Origin of the sequence: Embleya sp. NPDC020886, from assembly GCF_044333915.1 — a bacterium.
In the GTDB taxonomy this organism is placed as follows: Bacteria; Actinomycetota; Actinomycetes; order Streptomycetales; family Streptomycetaceae; genus Embleya.
This window is the reverse complement of the sequence record NZ_JBIRRX010000001.1, coordinates 459,251-472,480: the sequence shown is the minus strand read 5'-3', so window position 1 is coordinate 472,480 and position 13,230 is coordinate 459,251. Positions and strand designations below refer to the sequence as shown.

12 protein-coding genes are annotated in these 13,230 nt (G+C 70.0%); all 12 read left to right on the top strand.

All coding sequences use genetic code 11. The features are described 5' to 3' along the window. The first annotated feature begins 49 nt into the window (after positions 1 to 49). The 12 genes from ACH4U8_RS01965 (at position 50) to ACH4U8_RS01910 (ending at position 13,228) form a co-directional block, all read left to right on the top strand. Positions 50 to 631, top strand: a complete 582-nt coding sequence (locus tag ACH4U8_RS01965) for a PaaI family thioesterase (protein ID WP_360312925.1) — start codon at positions 50 to 52, stop codon at positions 629 to 631. Further along, positions 628 to 1,152, top strand: coding sequence for a dUTP diphosphatase (dut, locus tag ACH4U8_RS01960; RefSeq protein WP_360312927.1), 525 nt, complete (start codon positions 628 to 630; stop codon positions 1,150 to 1,152). Before ACH4U8_RS01965 ends, dut begins: the two co-directional genes overlap by 4 nt. Position 1,153: 1 nt before the next feature. After that, entirely contained in the window at positions 1,154 to 1,972 is an 819-nt protein-coding gene (locus ACH4U8_RS01955) for a DUF3710 domain-containing protein (RefSeq protein ID WP_395775558.1), read from the top strand. 382 nt (positions 1,973 to 2,354) lie between these two features. After that, the gene (gene kdpF / locus ACH4U8_RS01950; RefSeq protein ID WP_020555859.1) at positions 2,355 to 2,444 is read left to right on the top strand and encodes a K(+)-transporting ATPase subunit F; all 90 of its coding nucleotides are present in this window, start codon (positions 2,355 to 2,357) and stop codon (positions 2,442 to 2,444) included. Further along, positions 2,445 to 4,109, top strand: coding sequence for a potassium-transporting ATPase subunit KdpA (gene kdpA, locus ACH4U8_RS01945; RefSeq protein ID WP_379989935.1), 1,665 nt, complete (start codon positions 2,445 to 2,447; stop codon positions 4,107 to 4,109). Next, entirely contained in the window at positions 4,106 to 6,220 is a 2,115-nt protein-coding gene (kdpB, locus tag ACH4U8_RS01940) for a potassium-transporting ATPase subunit KdpB (RefSeq protein WP_360312933.1), read from the top strand. The genes kdpA and kdpB overlap by 4 nt, the downstream gene beginning before the upstream one ends. Before the next feature lie 5 nt (positions 6,221 to 6,225). Beyond that, positions 6,226 to 6,960 (top strand): potassium-transporting ATPase subunit C, encoded by a 735-nt coding sequence (locus ACH4U8_RS01935; protein WP_360312935.1) that lies wholly within the window; start codon positions 6,226 to 6,228, stop codon positions 6,958 to 6,960. Positions 6,961 to 7,037: 77 nt separating this feature from the next. Beyond that, the gene (locus tag ACH4U8_RS01930; RefSeq protein WP_395775557.1) at positions 7,038 to 9,674 is read left to right on the top strand and encodes an ATP-binding protein; all 2,637 of its coding nucleotides are present in this window, start codon (positions 7,038 to 7,040) and stop codon (positions 9,672 to 9,674) included. Then, positions 9,671 to 10,345 (top strand): response regulator, encoded by a 675-nt coding sequence (locus tag ACH4U8_RS01925; RefSeq protein WP_360312939.1) that lies wholly within the window; start codon positions 9,671 to 9,673, stop codon positions 10,343 to 10,345. Before ACH4U8_RS01930 ends, ACH4U8_RS01925 begins: the two co-directional genes overlap by 4 nt. Positions 10,346 to 10,435: 90 nt before the next feature. Beyond that, a complete protein-coding gene (locus ACH4U8_RS01920) occupies positions 10,436 to 10,837 on the top strand; it encodes an OB-fold nucleic acid binding domain-containing protein (RefSeq protein ID WP_360312941.1) in 402 nt (133 codons plus the stop codon). A gap of 4 nt (positions 10,838 to 10,841) precedes the next feature. After that, positions 10,842 to 11,597, top strand: coding sequence for a DUF3159 domain-containing protein (locus ACH4U8_RS01915; RefSeq protein WP_360312942.1), 756 nt, complete (start codon positions 10,842 to 10,844; stop codon positions 11,595 to 11,597). 245 nt (positions 11,598 to 11,842) lie between these two features. Then, positions 11,843 to 13,228 (top strand): hypothetical protein, encoded by a 1,386-nt coding sequence (locus ACH4U8_RS01910; RefSeq protein ID WP_360312944.1) that lies wholly within the window; start codon positions 11,843 to 11,845, stop codon positions 13,226 to 13,228. The last annotated feature ends 2 nt before the right edge of the window (positions 13,229 to 13,230 follow it).

Here is a 13,230-nt window from a genome sequence, read left to right as displayed (position 1 = left end):
CCAAGCCGCTGCGCGGGTGTCGGTCGGAACGACGGTAGTGTCCTTCGGCGTGAGTCGACCAACATCCCTGACCCCGCCTCCGGAAGCGGTGGTGCCCCGGCTCCACCCGGACGCGCCTCCTCCCGGCACCGAGCTGGGCGAGCACTACAGCGACTGCTTCGGCTGCGGCGAGGCCGCCCCGGGCGGGCTGCGCATTCGCGCGCGCGCCGGCGAGGGCGTCTCCGTGGACGCCGAGTTCACCGTCACCGCGCTGCACCAGGGAGCCCCGGGCCTGGCCCACGGCGGGCTGCTGACCTGCGCGTTCGACGAGGCACTCGGCGCGATCGGGTACATGCTGCACACCACGGCGGTGACCGGGCACCTGGAGACGGACTTTCGTCGCCCGGTGCCGGTGGGGTCCACGCTGTACATCCACGCGTGGTGCGAGGCGGTGGCCGGCCGCAAGATCTACCTGCGCGCGGTGGGCCGGCTCGACGCCCCGGACGGACCGGTCGCGGTCGAGGCGGCGGCGCTGTTCGTGAGCGTGGGACTCGAGCACTTCGTCGACAATGGACGTGCGGAAGACGTACAGCGCGTCATGGACAACCCCGACCTGATGAAGGCGGCCCGAGCGTTCGAGGTGAACCCGTGAGCACGAGTGTGGACATCCTGGTGCGCCGGCTGGACCCCGAACTGCCGCTGCCCGCGTACGAGCACCCCGGCGACGCCGGCGCCGATCTGGTGACCGCGCAGGACGCCGAGATCGCCCCCGGTGAGCGTGTGGTGCTGCCCACCGGCATCGCGATCGCGCTCCCGGACGGCTATGCCGCCTTCGTGCACCCGCGCTCCGGACTCGCCGCGCGGTGCGGAGTATCCCTGGTGAACGCCCCAGGCACCGTCGATGCGGGATACCGTGGCGAAATCAAGGTTGTCGTGGTCAACCACGACCTGCGTACGCCGGTCGTTTTTCGTCGCGGCGACCGAATCGCCCAACTCGTGATCCAACGAGTCGAGCGAGCGGGGTTCCACGAGGTCGCCGAGTTGCCCGGTTCCGGGCGCGGCGAAGGCGGCTTCGGATCCACCGGCGGCCACGCCGCGATCGGCGTTTCGAGCGCCGGGGCGGCGGGCAACGCGGGCATGCAAGACTCGGCTTCCGACAGGGAAGGACTGTGACGTGTTCGGTCGTCGCCGACGCAGCGAAAAGGATGATCTGCCCGTCGAGGAGCACGATGACCTCGACGGCATCATCGAGGACGAGGGCGATGCCGACGAGGCTTCGAGCGACGGGGCCGGGCAAGGCTCCGACGACTCGGACCTCGACGAGCTGAGCCGACCGATCCCGCCCGCGCCCCGGCCGGACGGTCCGTGGGACTTCGACGAGCTCGAGGACCCGCACGAGGACCGCATCGACCTCGGCGGGATGCTGATCCCGAGCGACCCGCGGATGGAGTTGCGGGTCGAGGTCTCCAACGACCTGATCATCGCGGCCACCGTGGTGCTGGAGGACAGCGGTCTGCAACTGCAGGCGTTCGCCGCCCCGCGCAACGAGAGCATCTGGCACGAGGTGCGCGCCGAGATCGCCTCCGGGATCACCCAGCAGGGTGGCATCGTGGACGAGCAGGACTCCGGCCTGGGCTGGGAACTGCGGGCCCAGGTGCCGGTCCAGCTTCCGGACGGCACACAGGGCCACCAGTTGGTGCGCTTCGTCGGTTGCGACGGGCCGCGCTGGTTCCTGCGCGGGGTGATCTCCGGTCGTGCCGCGGTGGACCCCGCGGTGGGTGCCGACCTGGAGAGCATGTTCCGCGACACCGTGGTGGTGCGCGGCAACGAGCCGATGGCGCCGCGCGACCCGATCCTGCTCCGCCTGCCGGAGAACGCGCAGGTCGACCCGAACAGCGGGCTCGCGGTGCCGTCGCAGGGCGCCGAGGAGGACCGCTTCGCGGGCGACCTGGACCCGTTCCAGCGTGGCCCGGAGATCACCGAGGTCCGGTAACGGCGCAGGTCCCCGAGAGACACCGAAGCCCGGTTCCGCCGAAAGGCGGGGCCGGGCTTCGTGCATGTCGGGGGCGTGGGTGGGGGCGTGGACGGGTGTGGCACCGGCCCGCGCGCGGGTGCGGTTCCGGGGGCGTCGAATCTTGATGTCAAGGGCGCGTCAAGAAGGCATATGGGTGCGTTAGGGCGCCGCCAACGCTTTCGGTTTTGCCCTGTTTATGAGGATTTTTGACGGCTTGGAAGTGCTATCAATGACCTCGCTACGGGCGATCAAGCGCCTGTCCGTCCCAAGGAGCATCCGCGATGGCTGATCTGGCCTTCGTATTCCTGACGATCGCGTTCTTCGCGCTGGTCGTCTTGATCGCCAAGGGGGTGGCGAAGCTGTGAACGCGGACAGCATCGTCGGCCTGAGCGTTGCCATCGCTTTGCTCGGCTACCTGGTCCTGGCCCTGATCTTCCCCGAGAGGTTCTAGGTGAGCGTCACGCTCGCGGGGATACTCCAGCTGTCCCTGCTGATAGCCGTCCTGGCCGCGGTCCATCGCCCGTTCGGCGACTACATGGCCCGGGTGTACTCCAGCGACAAGCACCTGCGCGGTGAGCGCGTCCTGTACAAGCTGATCGGCGCCGACCCGAACGCCGAGCAGCGCTGGACCGTCTACCTGCGCAGCGTGCTCGGCTTCTCGATGTTCTCGCTGCTGGGCCTGTACGCCCTGCAGCGCTTCCAGGACCACCTCCCGTTCGACCTCGGGATGAAGCCGATCACGCCGGACCAGGCGTTCAACACCGCCGCGTCGTTCACCGCGAACACGAACTGGCAGTCGTACTCCGGTGAGACCGCGATGGGCCACACGGTCCAGATGGTCGGGCTGACCGTGCAGAACTTCGTGTCGGCCGCGGTGGGCATGGCGGTGGCGATCGCCCTGGTGCGCGGGTTCGTTCGGGTCCGCTCGGGCGAGATCGGCAACTTCTGGGTCGACCTGATCCGCGGTTCGATCCGGATCCTGCTGCCGATCGCGATCATCGGCACGATCGTGCTGGTCGCGTCCGGCACCATCCAGAACCTGGCCGACCCGCAGACCGTGCGGACGCTCTCCGGCGGATCGCAGACCATCCCCGGTGGTCCGGTGGCCTCGCAGGAGGTGATCAAGGAACTCGGCACCAACGGCGGCGGCTTCTTCAACGCCAACTCCGCGCACCCGTTCGAGAACCCCAACGCGTTCACCAACATCTTCGAGATCTTCCTGATCCTGCTGATCCCGTTCTCGATGCCCCGCACCTTCGGGCGCCTGGTCGGCAACCTCAAGCAGGGCTACGCGATCCTCGCCGCGATGTTCGTGATCTGGTTCGTCGCCGTCCTGTTGATGTGGTGGACCGAGGCGCACGGCAACGGCGCGGCCCCCGAACTCGCGGGCGGTGCGATGGAGGGCAAGGAACAGCGGTTCGGCATCCCCGGCTCGTCGGTCTTCGCGGTGTCCACCACGATGACCTCCACCGGTGCGGTCAACTCGTTCCACTCGTCCTACACCGGACTGGGCGGCGGCATCACCCTGTTGGGGATGATGCTCGGCGAGATCACGCCGGGCGGTGTCGGCTCCGGTCTGTACGGGATCCTGATCATGGCGATCCTGGCGGTCTTCGTCGCCGGTCTGATGGTCGGCCGCACGCCCGAGTACCTGGGCAAGAAGATCGGCGCCGGCGAGATGAAGCTGGTCGCGATGTACATCCTGGTGGTCCCCGCCACCATCCTGACCTTCACTGGCATCGCCCTCGCGTTGCCCGGTGAACAGGCCGCGATCCTCAACTCCGATTCGCCGCACGGCATCTCCGAGGTGCTCTACGCGTTCACCTCGGGCGCCAACAACAACGGCAGCGCGTTCGCCGGGCTCGGCGCGAACACCGAGTTCTACAACACGATGATCGGGTTGGCCATGCTGATCGGCCGATTCGTACCGATCTGCCTCGTGCTCGCCCTCGCCGGTCGACTGGCCGAACAAAAGAGCGTTCCGGACACGGCGGGCACCCTGCAGACGCATCGGCCCCTGTTCGTGGGCCAACTCGTCGGCGTGATCCTGATCATCACCGGCCTGACCTTCTTCCCCGCCCTGGCTCTCGGGCCGCTTGCCGAGGGATTGGCATGACAGACACCGCGATACGCCCCACCGAAGAACACGTCGAGTCACCCACCGGCCCCGGCCGGGTCTCGGCCGGCCTGTTCGAACCCCGCCAACTGCTCAAGTCGCTGCCCGGAGCCCTGCTCAAGCTCGACCCCCGGGTCATGGTCCGCACGCCGGTCATGTTCGTGGTCGAGATCGGGTCGGTCATCACGACCGTCATGGCGATCAAGGACCCGAGCGTCTTCGCCTGGGTGGTCACCGTCTGGCTCTGGGCGACCGTGGTGTTCGCCAACCTGGCCGAGGCGGTCGCCGAAGGGCGCGGCAAGGCGCAGGCCGACACGCTGCGCAAGGCCAAGACCGACACGGTCGCCCGGCGCGTGGTCGCCGGCAGGGAAGAGCGGGTCGCGGCCACCGAGTTGGCCGTCGGCGACCTCGTGGTGTGCGAAGCCGGCGACATCATCCCCGGTGACGGCGACGTCGTGGACGGCGTGGCCAGCGTGGACGAGTCGGCGATCACCGGCGAATCCGCGCCGGTGATCCGCGAGTCCGGCGGTGACCGGTCCGCGGTGACCGGCGGTACGAAGGTGTTGTCGGACCGGATCGTCGTCAAGATCACCACCGAGCCCGGCAAGACCTTCATCGACCGGATGATCGCCCTCGTCGAGGGCGCCGCCCGGCAGAAGACGCCGAACGAGGTCGCGCTCAACATCCTGCTCGCGTCGCTGACCATCGTCTTCCTGTTCGCGGTCGTCACGCTGCAGCCGATCGCGATGTACGCGCACGCCGAGCAGTCGCTGATCATCCTGGTCGCGCTGCTGGTCTGCCTGATCCCGACGACCATCGGGGCGCTGCTGTCGGCGATCGGCATCGCGGGCATGGACCGACTGGTGCAGCGCAACGTGCTGGCCATGTCGGGACGCGCGGTCGAGGCGGCGGGCGACGTGTCGACGCTGCTGCTGGACAAGACGGGCACGATCACCCTGGGCAACCGACAGGCGTCCGAGTTCGTCCCGGTGGACGGCGTGACCGAGGCCGAACTGGCCGACGCCGCGCAGTTGTCCTCGCTCGCGGACGAGACGCCCGAGGGCCGCTCGATCGTGGTGCTGGCCAAGGAGCGGTACGGGCTGCGCGAGCGGCACCAGGGCGAGCTCACGCACGCCGAATGGATCGCCTTCACCGCGCAGACCCGGATGTCGGGCGTGGACCTGACCGAGGACCGCGGTGGGCGGATGGTGCGCAAGGGCGCCGCCTCCGCGATCAACGCGTGGGTGTCCGAGCGCGGCGGCGTGGTGCCGGCCCGGTCCGGCGAACTGGTCGACGGCATCTCCGCCGCCGGCGGCACACCGCTCCTGGTCGCGGTCGAGGACGTGGACGGCGCCCGGATCCTGGGCGTGATCCACCTCAAGGACGTGGTCAAGGAGGGCATGCGGGAGCGGTTCGACGAACTGCGCCGGATGGGCATCCGGACCGTGATGATCACCGGCGACAACCCGCTGACCGCCAAGGCCATCGCGGACGAGGCCGGCGTCGACGACTTCCTCGCCGAGGCCACCCCCGAGGACAAGCTCGCGCTCATCAAGCGCGAACAGGCCGGCGGCAAGCTGGTCGCGATGACCGGCGACGGCACCAACGACGCACCGGCGCTGGCCCAGGCCGACGTGGGCGTGGCGATGAACACCGGCACCTCGGCGGCCAAAGAGGCCGGGAACATGGTCGACCTCGACTCCAACCCGACCAAGCTGATCGAGATCGTCGAGATCGGCAAGCAGTTGCTGATCACCCGCGGCGCGCTCACCACGTTCTCGATCGCCAACGACGTCGCGAAGTACTTCGCGATCATCCCGGCGATGTTCGCGAGCATCAAGGGCGCCGAGGCGCTCGGCCCGCTGGACAAGCTGAACATCATGCAGCTCGCCACCCCCGAGTCGGCGATCATCTCGGCGGTCGTCTTCAACGCCCTGATCATCGTCGCGCTGATCCCACTGGCCCTGCGGGGCGTGCGCTACCGGCCGATGTCGGCGGACAAGCTGCTCGGTCGCAACCTGCGGATCTACGGTCTCGGCGGCCTGATCGCCCCGTTCGTCGGGATCAAGCTCATCGACCTGCTCGTCTCGCTCATCCCCGGAATCGGCTGATTCAGATGGCAACCAACTTCAGTACCCGTATCCGTGTCCTGGGCGCGTCCCTGCGGGCCTTCCTGGTGCTCACCGTGCTCCTGGGCGTGCTCTACCCGCTGTCCATGACCGGGATCGCACAGGCGCTGTTCAAGGACAACGCCGACGGTTCGATGGTCAGCGTCAACGGCAGGAAGGTCGGCTCCGCCCTGATCGGGCAGTCCTTCGACCTGGTCGACGCGCAGGGCGACCCGCGCAAGTTCGACGCCGACGGCCGCGAGGTGCTCGCCACGGCGGACGGCGCGGGCTACACCTACCTCCAGGGCGGCGGCGCGCTGACCGCCGAGCAGGCCGAGGGAGTCGGCACGCTGCCGGACCCCAGGTGGTTCCAGCCGCGTCCGTCGGCCTCGAACCACGACGGCCTGGCCTCGGGGGCGTCCAACTACGGCCCCGAGAACCCGACCTTCGTCAAGCTCATCGGCGACCGCAAGGCACAGGTCGCCAAGTTCAACGGCGTGAGCGAGGACCGGGTCCCGGTGGACGCGGTCACCGCGAGCGGATCCGGCCTGGACCCGCACATCTCCCGGGCCTACGCGCTGCTCCAGGTGGAGCGGGTGGCCAAGGAGCGCGGCGGCCTGGACCCGGCCGAGGTGCGCGCCCTGGTGGACAAGCACGTGGACGCGCCCAACGCCGGATTCCTCGGCCAGGAACGGGTGAACGTGCTGGACCTCAACATCGCGCTCGCCCGACTCGCCGGCTGATCCCGGCGGTCGTGGCGGGCCGGGGACGGGGAGTGCCGGTGTCGGCACTCCCCACCCCGAGGCAGAGAATGGGTGACATGGCACGCGGCAAGCTCCGGATCTATCTCGGTGCGGCACCCGGCGTCGGCAAGACCTACGCGATGTTGGGCGAGGGACAACGTCGGCGCAGGCGCGGCAGCGACGTCGTCGTCGGTTTCGTGGAATGCCACGGCCGACCCACCACCGAGGAAGCACTACAGGGTCTGGAGGTCGTCCCCCGGCGGGACATGATCCACCGAGGCGGCGCGTTCACCGAGATGGACGTGGACGCCGTCATCGCACGGCGACCGAGGATCGCCCTCGTGGACGAGCTGGCGCACACCAATGTGCCGGGCTCGCGCAACGAGAAACGCTGGCAGGACATCGAGGAACTGCTCGACGCCGGGATCGACGTGATCTCGACGGTGAACGTGCAACACCTCGAATCGCTCAACGACGTGGTCGAGTCGATCACCGGGGTGCCGCAGCGCGAGACCGTGCCCGACGAGGTGGCCCGCCGGGCGGACCAGATCGAGCTGGTCGACATGGCGCCGGAGGCGCTGCGCCGGCGGATGGCACACGGCAACGTGTACGCGCCGGAGAAGGTCGACGCGGCACTGTCCAACTACTTCCGGGTCGGCAACCTGACCGCGTTGCGCGAACTCGCGCTGTTGTGGACCGCGGACCGGGTGGACGAATACCTCCAGCAGTACCGCAGCGAACACCAGATCGACGCCACCTGGCCGGCCCGCGAGCGGATCGTGGTCGGCCTCACCGGCGGCCCGGAAGGCGAGACGCTGCTGCGCCGGGCCGCTCGGATCGCCACCCGCGGCTCCGGCGGCGAACTGCTCGCGGTCTACGTCTCGCGCAGCGACGGCCTCACCGGCGCCTCCCCGGAGGCGCTGGCCCGCCAGCGCGCGCTGGTCGAGTCGCTCGGCGGCACCTTCCACTCGGTGGTCGGCGAGAACGTGCCCACCGCGCTGCTGTCCTTCGCGCGTGGGGTGAACGCGACGCAGATAGTGCTCGGCAGCAGCCGGCGCAAGCCCTGGCAGTACCTGTTCGGCCCGGGCGTGGGCGCCACCGTGGCCGCGCAGTCCGGCGACATCGACACGCACATCGTCACCCACGAGCACGCGGGCGTGGGGCGGGTGCTGCGCCCGATGCGCTCCCCGCTGGGGCGCGGCCGGCGGATCGCGTCGTGGGCGGTGACCGTGATCGGCCCGCTGGCACTCACCTACACGCTGGACGCGACCCGGGACAGCCACGGCCTGTCCACCGAGATGTTGCTGTTCCTGACGGTCACCGTCGCGGTCGCGCTGCTCGGCGGATTGTGGGCGTCCGTGCTCACCGCGGTGGTGTCCTCGATCCTGCTGAACTACTACTTCACGCCGCCGCTGCACAACCTGACCATCGACGATCCGGAGAACATGCTCGCGTTGGGCATCTTCGTGCTGGTCGCGCTGTCGGTGGCCTCGGTGGTGGACCTGGCGGCCAGACGTACCCATCAGGCCGCGCGAAGTCAGGCCGAGGCGCAGACGCTGAGCTTTCTGGCGGGCAGTGTGTTGCGCGGCGAGCAGGCGCTGCCGGCGCTGTTGGATCGGGTGCGCGAGACGTTCGGGATGGAGTCGGTGGCGCTGCTGCAGCGCGAGGAGCACCACACTCCGTGGTTGTGCGTGGGCAGCGTGGGGCCGCATCCGGCGGTCAGGCCCGAGGACGCGGACGTGGACGTGCCGGTGTCCGATTCGCTGGCGCTGGCGCTGTCGGGGCGGGTGTTGCCCGCCGAGGACCGCCGGGTGCTCGGGGCGTTCGCCGCGCAGGCCGCGGTGGTCCTGGAGCGCCGACAGTTGGTCGCCGAGGCGGCCCAGGCGCGTCGGCTCAAGGAGGGCAACCGGATTCGCACCGCGCTGCTGGCGGCGGTCTCGCACGACCTGCGGACGCCGCTGGCCACGATCAAGGCCAGCGTGTCGAGCCTGCGGGCGGAGGATGTGAGCTGGTCGGAGGAGGACGAGGCCGAGCTGTTGGCGGCGATCGAGTTCGGCGCGGACCGGCTGGACACGCTGATCGGGAACCTGCTGGACATGAGCCGGTTGCAGACCGGGACGGTGACTCCGCTGATGGGCGACATCGGTCTGGACGAGGTGGTGCCGGGCGCGCTGGCCGGGGTCGCCGAGGACCGGGTGGCGCTGGACATCCCCGAGACGCTGCCCGCGGTGTCCGCGGACGCGGGCCTGCTGGAGCGGGTGCTGGCCAACGTGATCGAGAACGCGGTCAAGCACAATCCGCCGGGCCGCCGGGTGCACGTGTCGGCGGGCGCGCTCAAGGATCGGGTCGAGCTGCGGGTGGCCGACCGCGGGCCCGGTGTGCCGGACGAGTCGAAGGAGCGGATCTTCGAGCCGTTCCAACGCTTGGGCGACGCGCCGAAGGGCAATGGGGTGGGACTCGGGTTGGCGGTCGCGCGTGGCTTCGCCGAAGCCATGGACGGCACGTTGACGGCCGAGGACACGCCCGGCGGCGGGCTGACGATGGTGCTGGCGTTGCGCACGGCCTCGCTCGCGGGTGCGGGTGCGGGTGCCGGTGCCGGTGCCGGTGCGGGCGCCGGCGTGGGTGCGGGCGCGGGCGCTCGTGAAGTCGAGAGTGCGGGCGAGGGGCGGACCCCCGCGACCGATCAGCGAACCACTTGGGAGGAACAGCGATGACACGGGTCCTGGTCGTCGACGACGAGCCACAGATCGTGCGGGCCCTGGCCATCAACCTCAAGGCCCGCGGCTATGACGTGGACACTGCGGGGGACGGCACCGCGGCGCTGACCGCCGCCGCCGACCGGCATCCGGACGTGGTGCTGCTCGACCTGGGCCTGCCGGACATCGACGGGGTCGAGGTGATCAAGGGACTGCGCGGCTGGACCAGGATCCCGATCATCGTGCTGTCCGCACGGCACGCGTCGGCGGAGAAGGTCGCGGCGCTGGACGCGGGCGCGGACGACTACGTGACCAAGCCGTTCGGGATGGACGAGTTGCTCGCGCGGCTGCGCGCGGCGGTGCGGCGTGCGGTGCCCGAGGAGGAGGCGCCGGTCGTGGTCACCGAATCCTTCACGGTGGATCTCGCGGCCAAACGGGTCTCCCGGGACGGAGCCGACGTGCGGCTCACCCCGACCGAGTGGCACCTGCTGGAGGTGCTGGTCCGGCACGCCGGCCGGCTGGTCAGCCAGCGCGCGTTGTTGCAGGAGGTGTGGGGGCCGCAGTACGGGACGGAGACGAACTACCTGCGGGTCTACATGGCCCAGTTGCGCCGCAAGCTGGAGCACGACCCCTCGCACCCTCGCCATCTGCTGACCGAGCCGGGGATGGGTTATCGCTTCGAGGGATAGCTCGCGGCCTCACCCGGTGGGCCGCCGGCCCCGGCGGGCGGGCACTTTCGGGCAGCCGAGGGCCGTTGGATAGGCGGTACCCTTGCCGGCATGAGTGGTAGCGCAGCCGGGGTGGAGCGTCGATCCGGGCGATTGCGGCGGATGCTGGATCGGTGGACCTCCACCCATGAGGAATTGCACGCCGAGGAGCTGCTGCACGACACCCAGCGGCTCGGCTGTACCAAGATCGTGGACGTGGTCGAACGGGACCTGATCACGGTCGGCGGCACGCTGCGCACGGTGACCTTCCGGCCGCGCGCGGGCGTGCCCGCGCTCGAGGCCGAGCTGTACGACGGTTCGGCGGCGCTGTCGGTGGTCTGGCTCGGTCGGCGGCGGATAGCCGGGATCGAGCCGGGGCGGCAATTGGTCGCCCACGGGCGGGTGAGCACCACTGCGGGCCGCCCCGTCCTGTTCAACCCCAGGTACGAGCTGCGCCCCGTCGGCCGAGAGTGAACGAGTGACCGCCCATATGGAAAAGTCCGCCTCCGACGCGCCCGGCGAGCAGCCGGCCCCCACCGACAGCGCGGCCTCGATGATCGCCGCCTTCGGCGGTGTGCGCGGCATGATCGACATGACCGTGCCCGGCCTGGTGTTCGTGGTCGCCTTCACGATCAGCCACTCCACGTGGACCTCGGCGATGACCGCCGGCGCCGTCGCGTTGGCGTTCGCGGTGGTTCGGATCGCGCGCCGGGAGACCCTGCAGCACGCACTCGGCGGCTTCCTGGGCGTCGCGCTGGCCGGCTGGATCGCGGTCAAGTCCGGCAAGGCGGAGAACTTCTACGCCTTCGGCATGTTGCTGAACGGCGCCTACGCGCTGGCCTACCTGATCTCGATCCTGGTGCGCTGGCCGCTCATCGGCATCGTGCTCGGCCCGGCGCTGGGCGAGAACTTCACCTGGCGGCAGAACCCGGCCCGGTTCGCGGCGTATCGCCGGGCGACCTGGGTCTGGTTCGTGATGTTCGTGTTGCGGATCGTGATCCAGATCCCGATCTATTGGACCGGCAATGTCACGGCGCTGGGGATCGCCAAGGTCGCCCTGGGCGTGCCGCCGTTCCTGGTGGTCTGTTACATCACCTGGTTGATCATGTCGAAGGCGCCGCCGCCGGTGAAGGTGGAGGACGCCGAGGACGCCGAAGACGGCTCGGCGGCGGTCGAGGCGGCGCCGGTGGGCGAGCAGCGGGACGAGCGGCGGGAAGACCGCGTCGCGGATTGAGCGGTTGCTCGTCGGGCTGTCGGGTCGTCGGGTCGTCGTCGTGTGGCGGTGGATGATGCGAGCCGTGCCGGGCCGGTTCGGGTGGGTGCCGAAGTGATCATCGCGGTGATCATTCGGGTATGGCGCATTGGTCGATTACGGAGAATTTGGGCCATGTGCGGTCCAATCGGCTATTCCCGCATGATCGCGTAACCGTGCCGTTAGCGTCCCCGTTAGACCTCCAGTGGACGAAGGAGGCGGGGACGGTGGCCGGAAACGGTGACCTCATCGCATTGGTAGCGGAAGCCGGTCTCTCCCGGCGCGAACTGGCCCGTTGGGTCAACTCGGTCGCCGAGCGACGCGGGCTGCACCTCGGGTGCAGCCACACCTCGGTGGCCCGTTGGCTGGAAGGCGCACAGCCGCGTTGGCCGATTCCGGAGCTGTTGGCCGAGGCTCTCGGTCGGCGCCTGGATTGCGAACTCACGGTCGAGGACCTCGGGATGCGCGACCGGCGGCCACCGAACCCCGACCCCTTCGACGGGCTGAAAGTCGCCCGGACCGCGGCCGAAGTCAGACACGCCGTGGCCGAATTGTCGGAGAGAGACATGAACCGCCGTACCTTCCTGGCCAATACGGCCTTCGGCGTGGGGGCGTTCGCCGCCCCCGCGCTGTTCTGGTCGACCGCGTCCCGGGCCGAGGGCGAGCCCGAGAAGCTCGCCTCGCGCGGTCCCGTCACCGTGCGCGACGCGGACGTCCTACGCATCCACCAGACCGTCCTGGCCTTTCGCCGACTCGACCGCGCACAGGGCGGCGGGGATCTGCGGGACACCGTCGTCAACCACCTCAACGGCGTCGCCCGCACCAAGCTGGCCGGTTCCTACGGCGACGAGGTGGGTCGCCGGTTGTTCCGCGCCGTCGCCGAACTCACCGAATTGGCAGGCTGGTTGTCCTTCGATTCCGGCCGGCACGCGCTGGCCCAGCGCTACCACATCCAGGCCCTGCGGCTGGCCCAGGCGGCCGACGACCCGGCCTACGGGGCCTACGTGATGGCCAACATGGCCTGCCAATCGGTCTACCTGGGGCACGGCTGGGAGGCGGTACAACTGGCCCGGGCCGCCGAACAGGGCGCCGGCGGCGCGCTGGGTCCCCGGGCGCGGGCGATCGTGGCCGCGATGGAGGCGCGCGGCTATGCGGCGCTGGGCGATCGGCGCGCGTGCGAACGGGCGATGGGCATCGCCGAGCGGCACCTGGACGCGGCCGGCCCGATCGAGGACGACCCCTCCTGGTGCAACTACTTCGACGAATCGGAGCTGCAACACGAGTTCGCGCACAGCCATCGCGACCTCGGCCTACCGGACCGGATCCACGACTTCGCGGGCGAGTCGATCAAACTGCGCCGCGCCGGCGCGTCCCGCCGGTGTGCCCAGGACACCACCTTCATGGCCGCGGCCCACCTGGCCCAGGGCGACCTGGACGCGGCCTGCGGCAAGGCCACCGAGGCGCTGCGGATCGCGGGCAACCTGTCGTCCGCCCAGTGCAACGACTTCCTCGCGGACTTCCGCAGGCGGCTGCGCCCGTACGGCCGGGAGCCGCTCGCGCGCGCCTTCAGCGAGGAGGCGGACCAGGTCATGGGTGACCTGGCCGCCGCCTGAGC

Coding starts and splice junctions, on each gene's coding strand:
- kdpB (WP_360312933.1), top strand. CDS start 4,106: ATGACAGACACCGCGATACGCCCCACCGAAGAACACGTCGAGTCACCC.
- ACH4U8_RS01935 (WP_360312935.1), top strand. CDS start 6,226: ATGGCAACCAACTTCAGTACCCGTATCCGTGTCCTGGGCGCGTCCCTG.
- ACH4U8_RS01925 (WP_360312939.1), top strand. CDS start 9,671: ATGACACGGGTCCTGGTCGTCGACGACGAGCCACAGATCGTGCGGGCC.
- ACH4U8_RS01920 (WP_360312941.1), top strand. CDS start 10,436: ATGAGTGGTAGCGCAGCCGGGGTGGAGCGTCGATCCGGGCGATTGCGG.
- ACH4U8_RS01930 (WP_395775557.1), top strand. CDS start 7,038: ATGGCACGCGGCAAGCTCCGGATCTATCTCGGTGCGGCACCCGGCGTC.